This is a genomic window from Acidovorax sp. Root402 (assembly GCF_001425125.1).
Lineage (GTDB): Bacteria > Pseudomonadota > Gammaproteobacteria > Burkholderiales > Burkholderiaceae_C > Acidovorax > Acidovorax delafieldii.
The window spans coordinates 202,281-223,635 of the sequence record NZ_LMDQ01000013.1; the positions used below are offsets into that span (position 1 = coordinate 202,281).

19 protein-coding genes are annotated in these 21,355 nt (G+C 66.0%); 12 read left to right on the plus strand and 7 right to left on the minus strand.

What is annotated here, in order from left to right; genetic code table 11:
• Positions 1 to 19: 19 nt before the first annotated feature.
• Positions 20 to 265, plus strand: a complete 246-nt coding sequence (locus tag ASC83_RS08420; RefSeq protein ID WP_056060597.1) for a hypothetical protein — start codon at positions 20 to 22, stop codon at positions 263 to 265.
• A gap of 284 nt (positions 266 to 549) precedes the next feature.
• Positions 550 to 3,276, plus strand: a complete 2,727-nt coding sequence (gene mgtA, locus ASC83_RS08425; RefSeq protein WP_056060599.1) for a magnesium-translocating P-type ATPase — start codon at positions 550 to 552, stop codon at positions 3,274 to 3,276.
• 24 nt (positions 3,277 to 3,300) lie between these two features.
• Here the strand turns inward: mgtA and ASC83_RS08430 are convergent, their stop codons facing one another.
• Together ASC83_RS08430 and ASC83_RS08435 are read right to left on the minus strand one after the other, a co-directional pair.
• Positions 3,301 to 3,627 (minus strand): hypothetical protein, encoded by a 327-nt coding sequence (locus ASC83_RS08430; protein ID WP_056060603.1) that lies wholly within the window; start codon positions 3,625 to 3,627, stop codon positions 3,301 to 3,303.
• Between the two features lie 206 nt (positions 3,628 to 3,833).
• Positions 3,834 to 4,520, minus strand: a complete 687-nt coding sequence (locus tag ASC83_RS08435) for a DUF3334 family protein (RefSeq protein WP_056062049.1) — start codon at positions 4,518 to 4,520, stop codon at positions 3,834 to 3,836.
• Between the two features lie 167 nt (positions 4,521 to 4,687).
• Between ASC83_RS08435 and ASC83_RS08440 the strand changes: the two genes are divergently transcribed.
• Together ASC83_RS08440 and ASC83_RS08445 are read left to right on the plus strand one after the other, a co-directional pair.
• Entirely contained in the window at positions 4,688 to 5,872 is a 1,185-nt protein-coding gene (locus tag ASC83_RS08440) for a DUF917 family protein (protein ID WP_056060606.1), read from the plus strand.
• Positions 5,873 to 5,929: 57 nt separating this feature from the next.
• Complete coding sequence (locus ASC83_RS08445; RefSeq protein ID WP_225580894.1) at positions 5,930 to 6,985, plus strand: sensor domain-containing diguanylate cyclase; 1,056 nt, start codon at positions 5,930 to 5,932, stop codon at positions 6,983 to 6,985.
• On the opposite strand, the gene ASC83_RS08450 is transcribed toward ASC83_RS08445, so the two are convergent.
• From ASC83_RS08450 to ASC83_RS08460, 3 genes are all read right to left on the minus strand, one after another.
• Complete coding sequence (locus tag ASC83_RS08450) at positions 6,976 to 7,437, minus strand: (2Fe-2S)-binding protein (RefSeq protein ID WP_056060608.1); 462 nt, start codon at positions 7,435 to 7,437, stop codon at positions 6,976 to 6,978. The two genes, ASC83_RS08445 and ASC83_RS08450, sit on opposite strands and share 10 nt — an antisense overlap.
• Before the next feature lie 20 nt (positions 7,438 to 7,457).
• Positions 7,458 to 9,728 (minus strand): xanthine dehydrogenase family protein molybdopterin-binding subunit, encoded by a 2,271-nt coding sequence (locus ASC83_RS08455; RefSeq protein ID WP_056060611.1) that lies wholly within the window; start codon positions 9,726 to 9,728, stop codon positions 7,458 to 7,460.
• A gap of 120 nt (positions 9,729 to 9,848) precedes the next feature.
• On the minus strand, positions 9,849 to 10,448 hold the full coding sequence (locus tag ASC83_RS08460; protein WP_056060614.1) for a Crp/Fnr family transcriptional regulator: 600 nt from the start codon (positions 10,446 to 10,448) through the stop codon (positions 9,849 to 9,851).
• A 125-nt stretch (positions 10,449 to 10,573) separates the two neighbouring features.
• Here ASC83_RS08460 and ASC83_RS08465 point away from each other — a divergent pair, with 125 nt between their 5' ends.
• Together ASC83_RS08465 and ASC83_RS08470 are read left to right on the plus strand one after the other, a co-directional pair.
• Complete coding sequence (locus tag ASC83_RS08465) at positions 10,574 to 11,350, plus strand: SDR family NAD(P)-dependent oxidoreductase (RefSeq protein ID WP_056060617.1); 777 nt, start codon at positions 10,574 to 10,576, stop codon at positions 11,348 to 11,350.
• A gap of 54 nt (positions 11,351 to 11,404) precedes the next feature.
• The gene (locus ASC83_RS08470) at positions 11,405 to 11,743 is read left to right on the plus strand and encodes a darcynin family protein (RefSeq protein ID WP_056060620.1); all 339 of its coding nucleotides are present in this window, start codon (positions 11,405 to 11,407) and stop codon (positions 11,741 to 11,743) included.
• Here ASC83_RS08470 and ASC83_RS08475 read toward each other — a convergent pair.
• On the minus strand, positions 11,740 to 12,924 hold the full coding sequence (locus ASC83_RS08475) for an MFS transporter (protein WP_056060622.1): 1,185 nt from the start codon (positions 12,922 to 12,924) through the stop codon (positions 11,740 to 11,742). The genes ASC83_RS08470 and ASC83_RS08475 overlap by 4 nt on opposite strands.
• Before the next feature lie 415 nt (positions 12,925 to 13,339).
• Between ASC83_RS08475 and urtA the strand changes: the two genes are divergently transcribed.
• The 5 genes from urtA (at position 13,340) to urtE (ending at position 19,088) form a co-directional block, all read left to right on the plus strand.
• The gene (gene urtA, locus ASC83_RS08480; RefSeq protein WP_056060625.1) at positions 13,340 to 14,602 is read left to right on the plus strand and encodes an urea ABC transporter substrate-binding protein; all 1,263 of its coding nucleotides are present in this window, start codon (positions 13,340 to 13,342) and stop codon (positions 14,600 to 14,602) included.
• 101 nt (positions 14,603 to 14,703) lie between these two features.
• The gene (gene urtB, locus ASC83_RS08485; RefSeq protein ID WP_056060628.1) at positions 14,704 to 16,287 is read left to right on the plus strand and encodes an urea ABC transporter permease subunit UrtB; all 1,584 of its coding nucleotides are present in this window, start codon (positions 14,704 to 14,706) and stop codon (positions 16,285 to 16,287) included.
• A 20-nt stretch (positions 16,288 to 16,307) separates the two neighbouring features.
• Positions 16,308 to 17,447 (plus strand): urea ABC transporter permease subunit UrtC, encoded by a 1,140-nt coding sequence (urtC, locus tag ASC83_RS08490; RefSeq protein WP_056060630.1) that lies wholly within the window; start codon positions 16,308 to 16,310, stop codon positions 17,445 to 17,447.
• The gene (gene urtD, locus ASC83_RS08495; RefSeq protein WP_056060633.1) at positions 17,444 to 18,319 is read left to right on the plus strand and encodes an urea ABC transporter ATP-binding protein UrtD; all 876 of its coding nucleotides are present in this window, start codon (positions 17,444 to 17,446) and stop codon (positions 18,317 to 18,319) included. Before urtC ends, urtD begins: the two co-directional genes overlap by 4 nt.
• Before the next feature lie 76 nt (positions 18,320 to 18,395).
• Complete coding sequence (urtE, locus tag ASC83_RS08500; RefSeq protein ID WP_056060636.1) at positions 18,396 to 19,088, plus strand: urea ABC transporter ATP-binding subunit UrtE; 693 nt, start codon at positions 18,396 to 18,398, stop codon at positions 19,086 to 19,088.
• 135 nt (positions 19,089 to 19,223) lie between these two features.
• On the opposite strand, the gene ASC83_RS08505 is transcribed toward urtE, so the two are convergent.
• On the minus strand, positions 19,224 to 20,129 hold the full coding sequence (locus ASC83_RS08505) for a LysR family transcriptional regulator (RefSeq protein ID WP_056060639.1): 906 nt from the start codon (positions 20,127 to 20,129) through the stop codon (positions 19,224 to 19,226).
• A 199-nt stretch (positions 20,130 to 20,328) separates the two neighbouring features.
• Here ASC83_RS08505 and ASC83_RS08510 point away from each other — a divergent pair, with 199 nt between their 5' ends.
• Positions 20,329 to 21,342, plus strand: coding sequence for a porin (locus ASC83_RS08510; RefSeq protein ID WP_056060643.1), 1,014 nt, complete (start codon positions 20,329 to 20,331; stop codon positions 21,340 to 21,342).
• The last annotated feature ends 13 nt before the right edge of the window (positions 21,343 to 21,355 follow it).

Consider the following 21,355-nt stretch of genomic DNA (forward strand, 5'->3'; position numbering starts at 1 on the left):
CCTGCCAAGGACAACGGCCATGCGTTTTTTTGTTGTGGATCTGCCCCGCCTTTTCCAGCGTGCGGTGGCGCCTGGCGCTGAACGCGCCGAGCATGCTGCATCGCTGCCTTCAGGCGCGCAGGGCCCTGCCCATGGGGCCGCTGACAGCCTGCAAGCCGTGGCCGAACTTGACGGCACCACGTTGTGGCCCACGCACCGGATTCGCTGCTACCTGCATGGCCAGCCGCCTGCGCGGGCATTGCGCCGCCGGGCGCGGCCGCTTTAAGCCTGCCCACGCCGGTATTGCAACCACTACCCAGGAGGCCCCATGGACCCAGACCCGCGCAGGCGCTCCGAAGCGCCGCCCCACACCACATCCCCATTGAACTTTGCATACCAGGCCCAGGGCCCGGGGCGATGGCTCGCGTGACGGCGTGAGCCTCACGCCTCTGGCCGTTGCCGGCCAGAAGGAGTGACTCACCATGTTCCGTTTCATCAACATTTCTGCGCACACGGCACCGCTGCCCGTGACGCGCAACGCCGTCAGCGCTTGCTGCTAGGGAGACCGCCATGAGCTTCCTGCACCACCTGTTCGATCGCTTTCTGCACACCCGCCATGTGACGCGCCACTTTGCGCGGCGGCTGATCCTGGACACGCTGACCCTGGGCCGTGCGCCCACCCCCGCCACCTCGCCCGACCTGCTCAGCCGCGAGCTGCAGCGCGCCGCCAGCGATGACCTGCCCCCACTGATCGAGCGCCTGCAGTCCGACCCTGCGGGTCTGAGTGACGCCCAGGCCGCCGCCGCCCTGGCCCAACACGGGCCCAACGAGGTGGAGCACGAAAAGCCGCTGCCCGCCTGGCTGCACCTGTGGCACTGCTACAAGAACCCGTTCAACGTGCTGCTCACGGTGCTGGCACTGATCTCGTACCTCACCGAAGACCACGAGGCCACCGTCGTGATTCTGGCCATGGTGGTGCTCTCCACGCTGCTGCGGTTTGTGCAGGAGGGTCGCTCCAACCGCGCGGCCGAGCGCCTCAAGTCGCTGGTCAGCAACACCGCCACGGTGCTGCGCCGCAGCGGCGCGGAGGCCGCAGCCACGCCGCGCGAGCTGCCCATCCACCAGCTGGTGCCGGGCGACCACATCGTGCTGTCGGCGGGCGACATGATCCCGTCGGACTGCCGCGTGCTCACGGCCAAGGACCTGTTCGTGAGCCAGTCGGCCATGACGGGCGAATCGCTGCCGGTCGAAAAATTTGCCGAGCGCAGCCAGCCCGGCACCAGTGCGCTGGAGGCCACCAACCTGCTGTTCATGGGCACCAACGTGGTCTCGGGCTCGGCCACGGCACTGGTGGTGGCCACGGGCAACCACACCTACTTTGGCACGCTGGCCACCCGCGTCACGGCCACCGACCGCACGCCCACCGCGTTCCAGGCAGGCGTCAACAGCGTGAGCTGGCTGCTGATCCGCTTTGCGCTGGTCATGGTGCCCATCGTGCTGGTGGTCAACGGCTTTACCAAGGGCGACTGGCTGGAGGCGTTTCTGTTCGCGCTGTCGGTGGCTGTGGGCCTCACGCCCGAGATGCTGCCCATGATCGTGACCAGCACGCTGGCCAAAGGGGCCGTGCTGCTGTCGCGCAAGAAGGTGGTGGTCAAGCGGCTGGACGCGATCCAGAACTTTGGCGCCATGGACGTGCTGTGCACCGACAAGACCGGCACGCTCACGCAGGACAAGATCTTTCTGGAGCGCCACACCGACGTGTTCGGCCACAACAGTGACGAGGTGCTGGCCTTTGCCTACCTCAACAGCCACTACCAGAGCGGCCTGAAGAACCTGCTGGACCACGCCGTGCTGGAGCATGTGGAGCTGCAGACCGACCTGCGCCTGGCGCAGGACTACCGCAAGGTCGATGAGGTGCCTTTCGACTTCATGCGCCGGCGCATGTCGGTCATCGTCAGCGAGCGCAACGACCACCACGAGCTGATCTGCAAGGGTGCGGTGGAGGAGATGCTGGACGTGTGCACCCAGGTCCGCGTGGTGGAAGACACCGGCGCGCAAGACCTGCCGCTGGACGCCACCCTGCGCGCGCGGGTGCTGGAGGTGACGCGCGGTCTGAACAACGAGGGCCTGCGCGTGGTCGCCGTGGCCATGAAGGAGACGCCGCCCCACCAGACGGTGTACAGCGTGGCCGATGAATCGGGCCTCACGCTGATCGGCTACGTGGCGTTTCTGGACCCACCGAAGGAATCCACTGCCCCCGCGCTGAAGGCGCTGGCTGCGCACGGTGTGGCCGTGAAGGTGCTGACCGGCGACAACGAGCTGGTGACGCTCAAGGTCTGCCGCGAGGTGGGCCTGGCGGTGCAGGGCGTGCTGCTGGGCAAGGACGTGGACGCCATGGACGACGCCACCCTGGCGCGCGCAGCCGACACCCACAACGTGTTTGCCAAGCTCTCGCCACTGCACAAGGAGCGGCTGGTGCGCGCGCTGCGCGCGGGCGGCCATGTGGTGGGCTTCATGGGCGACGGCATCAACGACGCGCCCGCGCTGCGTGCGGCCGACATCGGCATCAGCGTGGACAGCGCGGTGGACATTGCCAAGGAGGCGGCCGACATCATCCTGCTGGAGAAAAGCCTGATGGTGCTGGAAGAAGGCGTGATGGAGGGCCGCAAGACCTTCAGCAACATGCTCAAGTACATCCGCATGACGGCCAGCTCCAACTTCGGCAACGTGTTCTCGGTGCTGGTGGCCAGTGCGTTCCTGCCATTTTTGCCGATGCTGCCGCTGCACCTCTTGGTGCAGAACCTGCTGTATGACCTGTCGCAGATCGCCATTCCGTTCGACAACGTGGACGAGGAGCTCATCCGCAACCCGCTGAAGTGGAACCCGGGCGACATCGGCCGCTTCATGGTGTTCTTCGGGCCCATCAGTTCGGTGTTCGACATCACCACCTTCGCCGTCATGTGGCACGTGTTTGGTGCCAACAACGTCGGGGCGCAGACGCTGTTCCAGTCGGGCTGGTTCGTGGTGGGGCTGCTCACGCAGACGCTGATCGTGCACATGATCCGTACCCCCAAGCTGCCCTTTGTACAAAGCGTGGCCTCGGTGCCGCTGCTTGCAGCCACGGTGCTCATCATGGCGGTGGGCATCTTCATCCCCATGGGGCCGCTGGCCGGGCACTTCAAGCTGCAGGCGCTGCCGCTGGCTTACTTTCCGTGGCTGGTGGGCATTCTGGCAGGCTACGTGCTGCTGACGACCGTGATGAAGCGCTGGTACGTGCGGCGCTACGGCTGGCAGTGAGCGGGCGCCAGGCGCGGGCCCGGGTCAGCGCGCCAGCGCCTGCTCCAGTTGCTGCTTGTTCATCCGGGACCGGCCCCGGATGTTCTCTCGCTTGGCGTCCTCATACAGCTGCTCGCGCGTGCGGCCCTGCGGGCCGCGGTGCGAGTTTTTGCCGCCGCGCACGGGGGCCGGCGTGGCCTTCAGGGTCTTGGGGTTGGCTGTGCGGGCTTCGCCGTGTTGGGCGCGTTCCTTGTTCACTGTGCGCGCGGCAATCTCTTCTGCGGTGCTCTCGCTCTCTCCGCGTTCCAGCAGGCTGTCCTTGATGTGTTCGTACTGGCGCTCGCGTTTGGCGCTCCAGGCTGCACGTGGCATGGGGGCTCCTTTCCGATCAACAAGTGGGCTTCTCAGCTTAGACCCGTGACCTGGCGGAGCGGTCAGTGCATCGTGACGGCGGGTGTAGGACAGGCCCGCTGGGCCGCCCGGAGGGGCGCCGCAGGCACTTCGGGCGCATATTTGAGAAAAAGTGGCTGCAAGCGCTAGTGTTTCATGCGCTGGCAGCTATCTTTTTTGTAGTGTTTCTACATCCCCAGCGACTTGAGCAGCGCATCCGTGTCGTCCTGGCCGGCTGGCGGTGGGGCGGGCACGGGCGGTGCTTCTTGCGACTGGGCCATCAGCGCGTCCGGGTCGGGAGCTTCCTGGGCTTCAAAGTCGTAGAGCTTGATGAACTCGGTGCGGTCGATGGCGAGTTCCAGGTAGAAGATGTTGTTGTTGCTGGTGTAGAAGGTCACGCGCCGGGCCTCGGGCTTGTCGAGGTTGGCGTCCACCGACAGCTGCACCTGCTTGTTCAGCACCAGCATCTTGGGCTGGTTCTGCGTGATGTGGGTCTGCAGCTCGCGCCGCACCTTGCCGGTGAAGTCGCCCACCACCTGGTTCATCAGCTCGCCCATCACGTTGCTGACCTCGTCGGAGGTGTACGAACTGACCAGGTCATCCTTGGACATGCCCATGTTCAGCAGGTAGTTGGCGTACAGCTCCATCGCCGCCTGGCCTGAGAAATTGATGATCACCAGCCCCGAGAAGCCGCCGTCAAACAGCACAAAGCAGCCAATGTCGGGTTTCAGGCAGGTCTTGCTGATGCGCTGCACCATGCCGGAATAGTGGATCTGGCTGTGTGTAGCCACGCCCAGCACGCGGGTGACGGAGTTGCACAGGCTGATCAAAAGGTCTTCGGTGCCGTAAACGGGGGATTTTTCGGGGGTGCTCATGGTGGGGGTAGCGGAAAACAACTTGGTGCACAGCATAGGCGATGATGCCGCCGTAAACCAGAGTGCAGGCCCTGCCGTGGTGCCGATCCCCCCGTGGTATCCCGGTCATTGACTTTCGACGGGGCTCGGATATCGTGCTTTTCATCCAAATAAGAGAGGGGGGCCCGATGGGCAATGTCTATTTCTATGGCCTGACCGATTTCCAGGCGATCGCCACCGGGGCGGCCGTGCTGGCCAGCGGCGGTGGTGGCAGTTACCAAGACGCATGCGCCATCGTGCAGCAGCTGGCAGACCAGGGCTACACGGGCACGGTGCAGGTGCAGGACTACGACGGCGCCACCAATGCCTGTGTGCTGGCCATCATGGGTTCGCCCGACGCGGCCGACAATCTCACCCTCACGGCGGTGCAGAACTCCATCAGCAACACCGTGGCCGTGATGCAGGCGTACACCGGCATGCAGCCAGGCGCCTTCATCCCGGTGGAGATCGGGCCCATCAATTCGCTGGTGCCGCTGATTGGCGCGGCCATGTCGGGCGGCAGCATCTGGGTGGTGAACGGCGATGGCGCAGGCCGTGCCGTGCCTGAGCTGCCCCAGACCACCTTTACCGCCCCTTCCGGGCCAGCGCCCAGTCCCGCCGTGCTGGCCAGCGATGCGTCCACGCTCGTGGCGGCGGAGTACGCGGTGCTGGGCTCCGGCACAGCGTCGGGCATCGAGTCGCTGGCGGGCGGGGTGGTGGGCGGTTTTGGCGGGTACTCGGGCATTGCGATGTGGCCCTCCAACGCAGGCAACCAGTTCGCGTTGTCGGGCAGCTACATTCCGGGCACGCTGGAGCAGGCACGCCAGCTGGGCCTGCAGCTCTTGCAGGCGGTCACGCCGCTCAGCACCCAGGCCGTGGCGGCGGGCATCCAGAACCTCACCGGCCGTGCCGCGCGCGCCGTGGTCACCAACTTTTTCATCACCTCGGTCAGCCAGTCCACGTCCAGCGCGTCGCTGGACTCGGGCATCATCCGGTTGGACAATGCATCCGACCCGGCCCAGAGCACCGAGACACATTACCTCTACAACCTCAACGAGAACCTGATCATGTATTCGGCGGCGAGCACCACCCCCGACATCATTGCGCCCGACTCGATCTGCTACTACTCAGAGAGCACGGGTCGTGGGTTCTCCAACGCCAGCGACGACCTGGCCCAGTATTTCGACCCTAAAACGGGCCGCAGCACCGGCAACCAGGTGAGCGTGATTGCGGTGCAGACTGCACCCCAGCTCTACAACACCCCCGGCGTCGTGGCATCGTTTGCCGCGCTGCTGCGCAATATCGGTTACGCGGGTGGCATGCCGCCCGGCTGAACCCTGCAGCCCGCACCGACGCACGAGAGAAACGGAACGCTGTGAAAAAAGTTGGTCATGGCCATGGGTGAGGCGGACCTGAACAAGGAGCGGCTGGAGCTGGCCCTGGAGGCCGCCGGGCTCGACCTGTGGGAGAACGACCTCATCACCGGCAACGTCACGCGCAAGGCGACCAAGACGTTTGAAGAGCTGGGGTTCTCCGAGGATGAAATCGTCTCGGGCGTGCAGGACATCTACGGCCTGTTCCATCCCGACGACATCGACACCGTGCGCAAGGCCGTGGCCGACCACCTGACGGGCGTCACGCCGCAGTACCGGTGTGAGTTCCGGCTGCGCTCCAAGAGTGGCGAGTGGATCTGGTTTGCCAACTATGGCCGCATCATGGACGGCCACAGCGAGACGCCCGGCAAGCGCTTGATCGGCGTCACGTTCAACATCCACGACCGCAAGTGCCGCGAGACCGAGATCGCCCAGATCAACCAGCAGCTCACCGAGCAGAACCGCCTGCTGCAGCAGCTCAACGCCACGCTGGAGCGGCTGGCCGCCAACGACTCGCTCACGGGCCTGTCCAACCGCCGCACGCTGATGGAGCTGGGCGCCAAGGAATACAAGCGCACGGAGCGTTTTGGGCACCCGATGTCCGTGCTGGTGGCAGACATCGATTTGTTCAAGACCGTCAACGACCTGTACGGCCACCTGGCGGGCGACCGCGTGATCTGTGCCGTGGCCCAGGTGTGTGCTGGGCACAAGCGCAGCGGTGTGGACATCGTCGCGCGGTTTGGGGGCGAGGAGTTTGTCATCGTGCTGCCCGAGACCGACAGCGCGAGCGCGTTGCAAGTGGCAGAGTCGCTGCGCCGCGAGGTCGAGTCCTTGCTGGTGTGCGTGGGCGACGAAGGGCAGGAGGTGGCCGTCACCGTGAGCATTGGCGTAGCCACCCTGTACAAGGGCTCGGGGATGAATTTTGAAGAGCTGGTGAACCGTGCCGACCAGGCCCTCTACCAAGCCAAGGGCACAGGGCGCAATGCCGTGTACTGCGCCGACATGCCGCCCGAAAAAGGGGGCGTGGTCGAGCAGGTTTCGCTCGACCTGGGAGGGGGGATCTCTCAGCCCTGAGGCCCGCGCGCAGCCTGGTGGATCGCCGCCCGGATGCGCGGGTAGGTGCCGCAGCGGCAGGCATTGCCCGACATGGCGGCGTCGATGTCGGCATCGGTAGGCTGCGGCGTTTTCTTCAGCAGGGCACAGGCCGACATCAGCTGCCCGCTCTGGCAGTAGCCGCACTGCGCCACATCCACTGCGGTCCATGCGGTGCGCAGTGCAGAGGCTTCGGGGCCCTGCAGGCCCTCGATGGTGGTGACCTGGGCGCTGCCCACGGCCGACAGGGGCGTGATGCAGGCGCGCACCGGCTCGCCGTTCAGGTGCACCGTGCAGGCGCCACACAGCGCCATGCCGCAGCCAAACTTGGTGCCGTTCATCTGCAGCTCGCCGCGCAGCACCCACAGCAGGGGTGTGTCGGGTTCGGCATTGATGGCGACGGGTTGGCCGTTGAGGTTCAGGGTCGTGGTCATGGGGGCTCCGGTGCGTCGGGTCAGCTGAGCTTGAGCGGCAGCGCGTGCAGGCGCTGACCCGTCAGGGCAAACAAGGCATTGGCCACAGCGGGCGCGATGGGCGGCACGCCGGGCTCGCCCACGCCCTCGGGGGGCTCGGCGCTGGCGATGATGTGGGTCTCCACGCGGGGGCAGTCGGCCATGCGCAGCAGGGGGTAGTCGTGCAGGTTGCTCTGCTGCACCTGGCCGTCTTTGATCGTCACTTCGCCCCACAGCGCCGCCGTGAGGCCGTAGACCACAGCGCTTTCCATCTGCTGGGCAATCAGGTTGGGGTTGATGGCCGCGCCGCAGTCGATCACGCACACCACGCGGTGCACGCGGATCGCCTTGTCGGCACCCACCGACACCTCGGCCACCTGAGCGACGATGGAGCCGAACGACTGGTGCAGCGCTACGCCGCGCGCCCGTTGCACGCCCGACGCATCGGGCGGCAAGGGCTGGCCCCAGCCCGCCAGATCGGCCGCCTTTTGCAGCACCTTCAGGTGGCGCGGGTGTTTTTGCAGCAATGTGGCACGGAAGGCCACCGGGTCCTTCTTGGCAGCGTGGGCCGCTTCGTCCACAAAACTCTCTTTGAAAAACGCCTGGTGCGAATGCCCTACTGAGCGCCAGAAGCCCACGGGCAGCGGCAGGTCGATGATCTCGTGGGCGATGCGTGCGTGGGGCCACTCGTAGGGCTGGTCGAACGCGCCTTCGGACGCGGTCTTGTCCGGCCCGGCGCCTGGCAGGCCAAAGGTGCGGGACAGCACCTGCGGCACGATGGCCTGGCCGGCCGATACGTTGTGCCAGGCCACGAGCTGGCCCTGTGCGTCCAGCCCGGCCTTGAACCGCGCCACGCAGGCGGGGCGATAGAAGTCGTGCTGCATGTCCTGCTCGCGGGACCACAGTGTCTGCACCGGTGCGCCCCCAGCAGCCTTGGCAATGGCGGCGGCCTGGGCCACGTAGTCCACCTCCAGCCGCCGGCCAAAGCCACCGCCCAGCAGCAGCTGGTGCACGGTCACCTTGGTGTCGTCGATGCCCAGGGCCTTGGCGGCCGCCATGCGCGCCAGGCCCGGTACCTGAGTGGATGTCCACACGCTGGCCGCGCCATCCCTGAACTGTACGGTGCAGTTGATGGGCTCCATGGTGGCGTGGGCCAGGTAAGGCGCGCGGTAGTCGGCAGTGAGGGTGGTTGCAGCGCCTTGCAGGGCCTGGTCCACATCGCCCACGCTGTGGTAGCCAAAGCCCTGGGCCTTTTCCAGCGCCTGGGTCAGCTGGGTCATGACGGCGGCGCTCGACAGCGTGGCGGCGGGGCCATGGTCCCACTGCACGGTGACTGCGGCGGCGGCCTTTTTGGCGTGCCAGGGCGTGTCGGCAATCACGGCCACGCCGCCAGTGCCGCCGTGGTAGGGTGCTACGGCCAGCACCTGCTTCACCCCAGGCATCTTTTGCGCAGCTGCGCCATCGAACTGGGCCACCTTGCCGCCCCGCGTGGGGCACATCACCACGCTGGCGTGCAGCAGGCCGGGCGGGTGGGCATCGATGCCAAACACCGCACTGCCATCGAGCTTGGAGGGCGCCTCGATGCGGGTGAGCGGCTTGCCGATCAGCTTGAATTCTGCAGGGGCCTTGAGGGGCACCTTGCCCGGTGGCGGCTGCTGCGCCGCCAGTGCGGCCAGCTCGCCAAACGTGGCGCGCTGGCCTGCCGCATGTTCCACCACGCCAGCGTTGGCCTTGCATTCGGCGGCCTGCACCTTCCATTGCACGGCCGCTGCGTTGATGAGCATGGCGCGGGCGTGGGCACCGGCCTCGCGCATGGGGCGCCACAGGTCCTTGATGCTGCTGGAGCCGCCCGTCATCATCACGCCCACTTCGCGCATGGTCTTGGCGGTCAGCCAGCCCGCCACGGCCTTGATAGAGCCTTCGTTGTCGGGGTGGAACGGCAGGCCGTCCACCACCGTGGCCAGGTTGTTGTAGATGTCGTCGATGGGCGCCATCTCCAGCCGCACCTGGGCCCAGTCGGCGTCCAGCTCTTCCGCCAGGATGGCGGCCAGCCCGGTGTGCGCGCCCTGGCCCATTTCGGACTTGGCCATCATCACCGTCACTGTGTTGTCGGCTGCTACCTTGAGCCAGCCATTCAGCGCCACCTGGCCCGTGCCCTGGGGCAGGGGCTGCGCGGTGTGCAGCCGCTGGCGCGGGGGCACCACGCCCCAGCCGATGACCAGCGCGCCGGCTGTTGCGGCGCCACCGAGAAGCACTGTGCGTCGTTTCACCATGGGTTGTCCTGAGCGGTTGAGAAAGTGCACGCCGGCGCCTTCGATGGCAATTACCGCGTGGCAAGGGCAGGGGGCCATCCTAGCGCCACTGTGCAGCGCTGTGCTGCCGGCGAATGTCGGCTATGTGACGCTGCGCCGCACGCGCATGGCAATGCGGTTGAGCCCGACGGGCGTCAATCCCAGGTGGCGGGCCAGGTCTTTTTGCGGGATGCGCAGCGCCAGGTTGGGGTGTGATGCCAGGAAAGCACGGTAGCGGCCCTCGGGGGTGAGGGTGAGCAATTCGCGCTCACGCGCCTCCTTGCGTGCGGCGTACACCAGGGTCAGCTGGTACAGCGCCTTTGCCCAGGGCAGGTGGCGTTCGGCCAGCGCGAGCAGCACGCCGTGGTCGATGCGCTCCAGGGTGGCGGACTCGATGGCCGTCACCATGAAGGCCGTGCGGCCGCCCGGCTGCAGGGCGGACACGCTGGCAAAAAAGCGTCCTTCTTCGGCAAACGACTTGATCCATTCCGTGCCGTCATCCTGCAGGTAGCTCAGCTTGAACAAGCCTGCTTGAACCGCGTAAACATACGGGTGCTGCACCCCCTGCAGAAAGACCGTGCCGCCTGCCTGTACCGCGTGCGTGGTGATGGCGAGCTCTGCCGTGGCCCAGTCGGGCAGGGCCTGCGTGCCCGCCGCCTGTGTGAGGAGCGACCAGAAGGCGGGGTGCTGGATGGGGGCCATGGCGCGCAGTATGCCGCGTGGCAGTGTGGCGAAGCGTCCGCCGCGCCTGAGGGTGAGAGCCTCCTTCGTTCGCCAATTAACCTGGGTTGATGACGACGGACGGCGCCATGCCTAGAGTGCGGCCCATGTCACACGCTCGCACCCCCACCATCACACGCCAGGCCGCGCCCGCAGGCCCCTTGCCACGCACCATCGTCACCGGCGCGAGCTCGGGCATTGGCCGGGCGCTAGCCCTGGAGCTGGCGCGGTGCGGCGTGCCGGTGCTGGCCGTGGCACGGCAGGCCGAGCCGCTGCAGGCGCTGGCAGATGCCCATGGACTGATCGAGCCCTGGGTGGCCGACCTGTCCCGCATCGAAGAGATGGACGGCCTGGCGGCGCAGTGGCTGCTGCGCTATCCCGATATTGGCGCGCTGGTGAACAACGCAGGCATCCAGAGCGACCTGCGGGTGGACGATGCCGGCTACAGGGCACAGGACATGCGCGCGGAGGTCGAGATCAACCTGCTGGCGCCGATGGCGCTGACGCGTGCGTTGCTGCCCCATTTGCAGGCCCAGCAGCGCGCATGGGTGGTCAATGTCGGGTCGGTGCTGGGCTCTTGCCCCAAGCGCACGGCGGCGGTTTACAGCGCCACCAAGGCCGGGCTGGACCTGTTCACCCAGGCGTTGCGGGTGCAGATGCAAGGCAGCCCAGTGCGGGTGGTTCACGCTGTGATGCCGCTGGTGGACACGCCCATGACCCGGGGCCGAGGGCGCGGCAAGATCCCTCCCGATGTCGCTGCACAGGCACTGGTCCGAGGCCTGCTGGCGGGGCACGCCGACATCCGCATCGGCAAGGCGCGCGCGGCCTGGCACTTGCAGCGCTGGGCACCCGGGCTGCTGGCCCGCCTGCTGCGCACTGCTTGATCCAAGCCTGCTGGCTCAACACCTGTCTTCTCGTCGACCCCAGGAGATCACCCCATGGCCACCCGTTATGCCTTCTTCATCCACCTGCGTGCACTGCCCGCGTGGCTGCGTTTGCCCCGTGAGCAAAGGCGTGAGTTGGGTGAGGCGCACCTGCATGCCCTGCTGCCCCGCTACCAGGGAGCCCTGCGCCTGCGCCACTTCGATGCCGAGGCCTTCGCAGCGCCCTGCAGCGACCTGATGCTGGTGGAAACCGATGACCCGCTCAAGCACTACGACTTCATGGAGCGGCTGCGCGATTCCCCCCTGCTCACCGTGCCGTATTTCGAGGTGCTGCAGATCCTGCCTGCCATCGAAGACGGTTATGTGGCGTTCGAGCGCGCCGAAACGGCTTAGGCCGCCTTGCAGTCGGCCAGCGCCGGAGCCTTGTGTGTGGGCTGCCGGTCCAGCCAGGCAATGTAGGCTGTGAGCGCCAGCGCACTCAGCGTGACGGCGGCCGCCACCAGCGGAATGGCCTGCAGCGACCACCCGGCCGTGATGACTGCGCCCCCCAGCCAGGCACCAATGGCATTGCCGAGGTTGAATGCGCCGATGTTGAGCGTGGACGCCAGGCTGGGCGCATCGCCCGCCTGCGACACCACCCGCGCCTGCAGTGGCGTGCCCGCCGCGAACGACACCATGCCCCACACCACCACGGTGATGACGGCAGGCCACAGCCACACGCTGGTGAACGAAAACGCTGCCAGCACCCCCGCCAGCACGGCAAAGATGCCCATCAGCGAGGGCAGCAGCTTCCAGTCTGCCAGGCGGCCGCCCAGCAGGTTGCCAATGGTCAGGCCCACGCCGCACAGCAGCAGCACGCCGCTCACGTTCTGGGGGGAGACACCGGTCACGTCGCGCAGGATGGGCGTGATGTAGGTGAACAGCGTGAACATGCTGGTGGATGCGAGCACGCTCACCGCCAGCGCCAGCCACACCTGGCGAATGCGCAGCACGCGGAACTCGCCCAGCGCGCTGCCGCTGATCTGGTGGCGCAGGTGTGGCACCCAGCGCACCACGGCGGCCACGGCCAGCACCCCAATCACCACCACCGCCCAGAAGGTGGAGCGCCAGCCCAGGTGCTGGCCCAGCAGCGTGCCCAGCGGCACGCCAAGCACGTTGGCGAGCGTGAGCCCGGTGAACATCAGCGCCATGGCCTGGGCGCGCTTGTGGGGCTCCACCACGCTGGCGGCCACCACGGCGCCAATGCCAAAAAACGCGGCGTGGCAGAACGAGGTGACCACGCGCGCCACCATCAGCCACGCATAGCTGGGGGCCAGCGCGCAACCCACATTGCCCACGATGAACAGCACCATCAGCCAGGTCAGCGTGGTCTTGCGCGGCCAGCGCGCGGTGGCCACCGCCAGCAGCGGTCCACCCACAGCCACGCCCAGTGCGTAGGCCGACACCAGCATGCCGGCGGCGGGGATGGAGACGGACAGGTCACCTGCCACTTCGGGCAGCAGCCCCAGGATCACGAATTCGGTGGTGCCAATGCCAAAAGCGGCAATGGCCAGGGCCAGCAGGGGGAGGTTCATGGAGCGCAGAGGGACAAAAGGGCAGCACCAGGGCCGATGGGGACAGGCGCGCAAGACTAGGGAAAACCCTTGGATTCTACGGAGGCCCCACAACCTTTGCAGGCCAAGGTTTTTGCATGAAATGGGCTGGTAGCGCTAGTGGTACATGCCGTAACAGCTATTGTTTTCATAGTGAATGCCATCCTTGCCCTTGTGCACCTGTGGCGTGCATCGGGGGTGGTGAGTCGCCGCGCAACGGCCCCCGTGTGATGCGGCCTCGCAGCGGGGCGTGTACGCCACCCGGCGTATTTCGCCAACCGGCCCCGCTCTCCAGAATCCATTCCATCGCCCGATCCACAGGGGCTCCACACCGGGGCCCACCGGGCGAAGCGGTTTGATTGATTTCCTGATTGAAACCACCACCGGAGAAGCACACATGCAACGTCGTTATTCCCTCAAGGCCCTCGCGGCCGTCGCTACGCTCGCTGGCCTGTCTGCGCTGCCAGCCCACGCCCAGGACACGATCAAGGTCGGCATCCTGCACAGCCTGTCGGGCACCATGGCCATCTCTGAGACCGTGCTGAAAGACACCGTGCTCATGGCGATCGACGAGATCAACGCCAAGGGCGGCGTGCTGGGCAAGAAGCTCGAACCCGTGGTGGTGGACCCAGCCTCCAACTGGCCCCTGTTCGCCGAAAAGACCAAGCAGCTGCTGGGCCAGGACAAGGTCTCGGTCATCTTCGGCTGCTGGACCTCGGTGTCGCGCAAGTCGGTGTTGCCGGTCGTGGAAGAAATGAACGGCCTGCTGTTCTACCCCGTGCAGTACGAAGGTGAAGAGCTGTCCAAGAACGTGTTCTACACCGGCGCCGCGCCCAACCAGCAGGCCATCCCCGCAGTGGACTACCTGATGAGCAAGGACGGCGGCAGCGCCAAGCGCTGGGTGCTGCTGGGCACCGACTATGTGTACCCCCGCACCACCAACAAGATCCTGCGCGCCTACCTCAAGAGCAAGGGCGTGAAGGACAGCGACATCGACGAGAAGTACACCCCCTTCGGCCACTCTGACTACCAGACCATCGTGGCCGACATCAAGAAGTTCAGCCAGGGCGGCAAGACGGCCGTGGTCTCCACCATCAACGGTGACTCCAACGTGCCCTTCTACAAGGAACTGGGCAACGCGGGCCTGAGGGCCAAGGACGTGCCCGTGGTCGCCTTCTCGGTGGGCGAGGAAGAGCTGCGCGGTGTGGACACCAAGCCGCTGGTGGGTCACCTGGCTGCCTGGAACTACTTCCAGTCCATCAAGAGCCCGGCCAACACCGAGTTCATCAAGAAGTGGAGCGACTACGCCAAGGCCAAGGGCATTGCCGGCCACAAGGACAAGCCGCTCACCAACGACCCGATGGAAGCCACCTACATCGGCATCAACATGTGGAAGCAGGCGGTTGAAAAGGCCAAGAGCACCGATGTGGACAAGGTGATTGCCGCCATGGCCGGCCAGACCTTCAAGGCACCGTCGGGCATCGTCTCCAAGATGGACGAGAAGAACCACCACCTGCACAAGAGCGTGTTCATCGGCGAGATCAAGGCCGACGGCCAGTTCAACGTGGTGTGGAAGACCCCCGGCCCCGTGAAGGCCAAGCCATGGTCTCCTTACATCGAAGGCAACGACAAGAAAAAAGACGAACCTGAAAAGAAGTAAGCACCTGCAGTGTGCCCAAGAGGGGAGGGCGCCTGTGTGCGCCCTCCCTTTTTCTTTGACACCCGCCTGCCACCGACAGCAGGCCGAATGGAATTCTTCTTATGTTGCGATGTTTTCTGGCCATGCGCTGGTGCCTGGTCAGCCTGTTGTGCCTAGCGGGCAGCGCCCACGCCCTCACCGCCGAGCAGGCCCTGGCCATGGCCGCTGGTGACACCGACGACCGTGTGGCCGCCGTGCAGCAGGCCGTGGTGGAGCCCAGCGAACGCACCGCTGCCTTCTTGCAGGCGCTGGCCGACGACGCGGTGAAGGTGGCCGACGGCAAGGCGCTGATCGTGCGCGATGACAAGGGCATCGACCCTGTCACTGGCGCCGAGGTCCCTGTGCCCGCCGATGCCGAAGACATCATCAACAACAACCGCATGCGCGGCGAGATCGACACGGCCCTGGCGGGCCTGGCGCTGTTTGGCAAGGACGAAACCCAGCGCATGGCCGCCGCCAAGGCACTGACCAAGGAACCGGATGCAGGCCGTCTGCCCCTGCTCGACAAGGCACTGGCGCAGGAAACCAACGACAAGATCAAGACCCAGCTGGAGCTGGCGCGCGCCGCCACGCTGCTGGGCAGCGACGACCCCGCACAACGCATCGCAGCCGCCCAGGCACTGTCGCTCAGCGCCACACCTGATACGCGGCTGCTGCTCAATGAACGCGTCACCGTCGAAGAAGACGCCAAGGTCAAGGCCGCATTGCAGGCCGCCCTGCGCGCCATGGAAGGCCAGCTCGCCTGGGGCGAGCGCCTGGGCGCCGCGTTCTCGGGCATCAGCCTGGGCTCCATCCTGCTGCTCGTCGCCTTGGGCCTGGCCATCACCTACGGCCTGATGGGCGTGATCAACATGGCCCACGGTGAGCTGATGATGATCGGCGCATACGCCACCTATGTGGTGCAGGGCATCTTCCAGAAGTATTTTCCGGGTGCGTTCGACTGGTACCTGGTCGCTGCGCTGCCCCTGGCCTTTGGCGCCTCGGCCGCCGTGGGTGCGGTGCTGGAGCGCGGCGTGCTGCGCTTTCTGTACGGGCGCCCCCTGGAGACGCTGCTGGCCACCTGGGGCATCAGCCTGGTGCTGATGCAACTGGTGCGCACGATTTTTGGTGCGCAGAACGTGGGTGTGGAAAACCCCGCGTGGATGAGCGGTGGCGTGCAGGTGCTCTCCAACCTCACGCTGCCTTACAACCGCCTTGTCATCATCGGCTTTGCCATCGCCGTGCTGCTGGGCATGGGCTACCTGATCGGCCGCACGCGCCTGGGCCTGTTCGTGCGTGGTGTGACGCAGAACCGCCCCATTGCCTCGTGCATGGGCGTGAACACGGCGCGCATCGACACCATGGCCTTTGCGCTGGGCTCGGGCATTGCGGGCCTGGCAGGTTGCGCGCTGAGCCAGGTGGGCAACGTGGGGCCGGACCTGGGGCAGAGCTACATCGTCGATGCCTTCATGGTGGTGGTGCTGGGCGGCGTGGGCCAGCTGGCGGGCACGGTGTATGCCGCGCTGGGCCTGGGCATCCTGAACAAGTTCCTCGAAGGCTGGGCGGGCGCGGTGCTGGCCAAGATTGCGGTGCTGGTGTTCATCATCATCTTCATCCAGAAGCGGCCCCAGGGCATCTTCGCGGTCAAAGGGCGTACGGCCGACTGAAGCACCAGAGACGACTGATCATGACTACGCCAACCTCTCCCAACATCCAACTGCCCGCACCGGCACCGCTGCTCACGCGCGGCGGCTGGTCGGCCTTTATCGTGGCGCTCATCGTGGTGTGCGCCGTGGCCCCCGTGCTCAACCTCTGGGTGCCCGCAGGCAGCATGTTCCACCTGTCGGACTACGCCGTGGCGCTGCTCGGCAAGATCATGTGCTACGCCATCTGTGCACTGGCCATGGACCTGATCTGGGGCTACACCGGCATCCTGAGCCTGGGCCACGGCCTGTTCTTTGCGCTGGGCGGCTACGTGATGGGCATGTACCTCATGCGCCAGATCGGCCGCGACGGCAACTACAAGAGCGACCTGCCGGACTTCATGGTGTTCCTGGACTGGAAGGAGCTGCCCTGGCACTGGGCGCTGTCCGACAGCTTCATCGCCACGCTGATCCTCATCGTGGCCGTGCCGGGCGTGATCGCGTTTGTGTTCGGCTACTTCGCCTTCCGCTCGCGCATCAAGGGTGTGTACTTCTCCATCATCACGCAGGCCATGACGTATGCGGCCATGCTGCTGTTCTTCCGCAACGAAACCGGCTTTGGCGGCAACAACGGCTTTACCGACTTCAAGCGCATCCTGGGCACGCCCATTGCCACGCAGAACATGCGCATGACGCTGTTTGTGCTGACGGGGTTGTCGCTGCTGGGCTTCTTCCTGCTGGCGCGCTGGCTGGTACGCAGCAAGTTTGGCCGCGTGCTGCAGGCTGTGCGCGATGCCGAGAGCCGTGTCATGTTCTCGGGCTATTCGCCGCTGCCCTACAAGCTCACCATCTGGACCATCAGCGCCATGATGTGCGGCGTGGCGGGGGCGTTGTATGTGCCCCAGGTCGGCATCATCAACCCCGGCGAGATGAGCGCCGCCAACTCCATCGAGATCGCCGTATGGGCGGCCGTGGGCGGGCGCGCCACACTCATCGGACCCATCGTGGGGGCGTTCATCGTCAACGGTGCCAAGAGCTGGCTCACGGTGACGGCGCCGGAGTTCTGGCTGTACTTCCTGGGCGCGTTGTTCATTGCGGTGACGCTGTTCCTGCCCGATGGCGTGGTGGGGCTGGTCAAGAAGCTCAAGGCAAAAATGACAACAACGAAGGGAGCCGCGCAATGACGCCCGATCTGATGGAAGAAGGCGCGCGGCGGCTGCAGAAGACGCTGGCGCCCGTCGCACTGGGCCAGACCGAGTCGGGTGGCCGCGCTGCAGGCTTCTCGCGCATTGCCACGCCGGGCGAAGTGGACGTGACCCACGGCCGCATCCTGTACCTGGAAGATGTTCATGTGAGCTTTGACGGCTTCAAGGCCATCAACGGCCTGAGCCTGGACATCGCCCCGGGCGAGCTGCGCTGCATCATCGGCCCCAATGGTGCGGGCAAGACGACGATGATGGACATCATCACCGGCAAGACCCGGCCCGACAAAGGCACGGTGTTTTTTGGCTCCACCATCGACCTGCTGCGCCACAACGAGCCCGAGATCGCAAGCCTGGGTATCGGCCGCAAGTTCCAGAAGCCCACGGTGTTCGAGCAGCTCAGCGTGTTCGAGAACCTGGAGCTGGCGCTCAAGACCCACAAGGGCGTGAAGTCCAGCATGTTCTTCAAGCTCGACTCCGCACAGTCGGACCGCCTGGCCGAGATCCTGCACACCATTCACCTGGCCGACAGCGTCACGCGCCAGTCGGGCAACCTCAGCCACGGGCAAAAGCAGTGGCTGGAGATTGGCATGCTGCTGATGCAGGACCCCAAGCTGCTGCTGCTGGACGAACCCGTGGCCGGCATGACCGATGAAGAAACCGCCCGCACTGCGGAGCTGTTCCTCACGCTCAAGGGAAAACACTCGCTCATGGTGGTGGAGCACGACATGGGCTTCATCCGCACCATCTCAGAGAAGGTGACGGTGCTGTGCGATGGCTCGGTGCTGGCCGAAGGCACGCTCGACCAGGTGCAGGCCGACGAGCGCGTGATCGAGGTGTACCTCGGCCGGTGAAAGTATTCACTATCAAAAATATAGCTGCCGGCGCATATTGAACTAGCGCTAGCGGCCCAAAACACCCCAAGTCACCATGCTCACCGTCCAGAACATCAACCAGTACTACGGCGGCTCCCACATCCTGCGTGACGTGAGCCTCACCGCCACCCCGGGCAAGGTCACCGTGCTGCTCGGTCGCAACGGCGTGGGCAAGACGACGCTGCTCAAAAGCCTCATGGGGCTGGTGCCCATCAAGAGCGGCAGCATCAGCTTCGACGGCAAACCCATCGACAAAGCCACGCCCTACGACCGGGCGCGCGCAGGCATCGGCTTTGTGCCGCAAGGCCGCGAAATCTTCGGCCGCCTGACCGTGGAAGAAAACCTGCGCATGGGCCTGGCCTACAAAAGCGGATCGACGCCGGTGCCTGCACACCTGTACGAGCTCTTCCCTGTGCTCAAGCAGATGCTCAAGCGCCGGGGCGGTGACCTGTCGGGCGGGCAACAACAGCAGCTGGCCATTGCCCGCGCGCTGGCCCCCGGCCCGCGTTTGCTCATCCTGGACGAGCCCACCGAGGGCATCCAGCCCAGCATCATCAAGGACATCGGCCGCGTGATCCGCATGCTGGCCGACCAGGGAGAAATGGCCATCCTGCTGTGCGAGCAGTACTACGACTTTGCGCAGGAACTGGCCGATGAGTACCTGGTGATGGAGCGCGGCGAGGTCATCGCCCGCGGGCCAGGTAGCGAGATGGAAGCCAAGGGCATTCGCAACCTCGTGGCGATTTAAGACCACACCCCCTGAGTCGCCTGCGGCGCCTTCCCCCTCTCTTGCTGCGTGGGAGGGGGATGCACCCGGTGGCCCGGCGAGGCCAGTTCCACGGGGGCACTGGCGAGGGGCGTACCAGTTTCAGAGAGCTGAAGGCTATGCCACGGCGGGGGACGGTGCTTCCATCGCCTCCACCAGCAGTCGCGTGAAAGTGTCATGCAACGGCGAAGCCGGTGCGTTGTTCACCGTGGCGATGCCCAGCTGGTAGGCGATACGGGGCCTGAACGGGCGCGACGTGATCGCCTCGTACGGGCAGTGCTGCGCCAGCAAGGCGTTCACGATCGAGACCCCGAGCCCCTGGGCCACGTGGGCGCAGGCCTCGCTGATGGAGTGCACCTCCAGCGCCACGCGCGGCTGCACGCGCCGTTGGCGAAAGGCCATGTCGATGTCGTGGCGGATCTGCCGCTGGCGCCCCAGCAGAATCAAGCTGACGTCGATCAGGTCGGTGGGGCTGACCTCTGCCAGGCCTTCGAGTGCATGGCCCCGGGGCATGATGCACACGGCTTCGGAGTCCAGGCTGGCGCGGGTGCTCAGTCCCTGCATCTCCGTGGGAAGGCGCACCAGGCCGATGTCCGCATCGCGGCTCAGCAGCGCGCGCTCGGTGTCGTTGTACGAGCCTGACAGCACCTCCAGCACCACGTCCGGGTGCGCCTGCATGAAGCGCTTGGCCAGCACCGGCATGAGCGTGGTGGCCAGCGTGCTGGGCACTGCCACCTTCAGCAGGCGCCGCTTGAAGCCGCCCAGGCGCAACTGTTCGGCATGGCGGCGAAAGCACTGCGCCGAGTCCATCAGCACCTGGGCATCGTGCAGCAGCGCATGGGCTTCGGCCGTGGGGCTCAGGCGACCCTTTTCGCGCACGAACAGACGCAGGGCCAGGTCTTCCTCCAGCTGCGCCAGCAAACGGCTGATGGCGGGCTGCGACAGCCCCATGCGCTCGGCCGCGCCGGTGGTGGAGCCGCTGAGCATGATGGCCTGGAAGGCCTCGAGTTGCTTGAAGTTCATGGGGTGGAAAAGGGGCAGACATTCGGGTATGCAGGCAGCCAGCCTGCATCTTTGCACTGCTGCCACCCCAGCGCAAACCTGCGGTCTATTGCATAGGGTCATCAGCGTTCGTCATAGCGTTGTGGCCGAGCACCTCGCTCCACAGAATCGGCGGCGTCATCAGCCAACCTGGCACCACCCCTTCAAGGAGCAAGATTTCATGAGGCGCTCATTTCCCTTCGCGCTGGCCGCCTGCGGCCTTTCCGTTTCGGCTGCGGGGCCCGCTGCCGCACAGGACCTGCAGGTCTATGGCCAGGTGAGGCTCACCGTCAACAATGTCAAGACCGGCAACGCCGGTTCCGTCACGGAAGAGCGCGACAACGCATCCCGCCTGGGCTTTCGCGGCAAGGAAGACCTGGGCGATGGCCTGGCCGCCTTGTTCGGCCTGGAGATGGGGCTCGAAGCCGACTCCGGCGCCGCCACCACGCCAGCGTTTCGCAACAGCTATGCCGCCTTGCGCGGCAGCCTGGGCACGGTGGCGCTGGGGCGGCTCGACTCCGCCAACCCGACCGGTTCGCCGCTGTACTCGCAAGTCACGCGCATCACCTCGTTCGCCGCCAACGACGCCGGGGCCACGGCCATCGGCACCTCCATCCTGAACGCGCGCAACCGCACGTCCAACGCCATCGGCTACCAAAGCCCCACCTGGGGCGGCGTCAACCTGCGGGCGCGCTACTACCTGCGCGGCGATGCCAAGACGCCCGAGCAGGAAAACGGCGCCAAGTCGCTGGACCTGGGCCTCAACTATGCCGATGGGCCCTGGTCGGCAGGCATCGGCTACGGCAAGGACACGCGCCCGGGCGGCCTGCTGGCCAACGAATTTTCGAGCAAATGGCAGGCCGGCGTGCGCTACGACTTCGGCGCGGTCGAGCCCTATGTACTGCTGGGCCGCGATACGTACGCCAGGACATCGGCGACCACCCGCGCCGATGTGGACTACTGGCTGGTGGGAACGCGCTTTTCGGCCGGCCAGCACGCCATCGTGGTCAACGTGATGCAGCGCGATGTGCAGGCGTCGCTGCGCGGCCTGCGCAAGCGCCAGCAGGTAGCCTATACCTATGCCCTGTCCAAACGCACCGAGCTGCAGGCCTTCATCGACCGCGACGGCGTCGATTCGAGCCGCAGCAATGTGTCCGTGCGCGCCATCGGCGCAGGAGTTCGCCATGATTTCTGATGACCAGCACCGC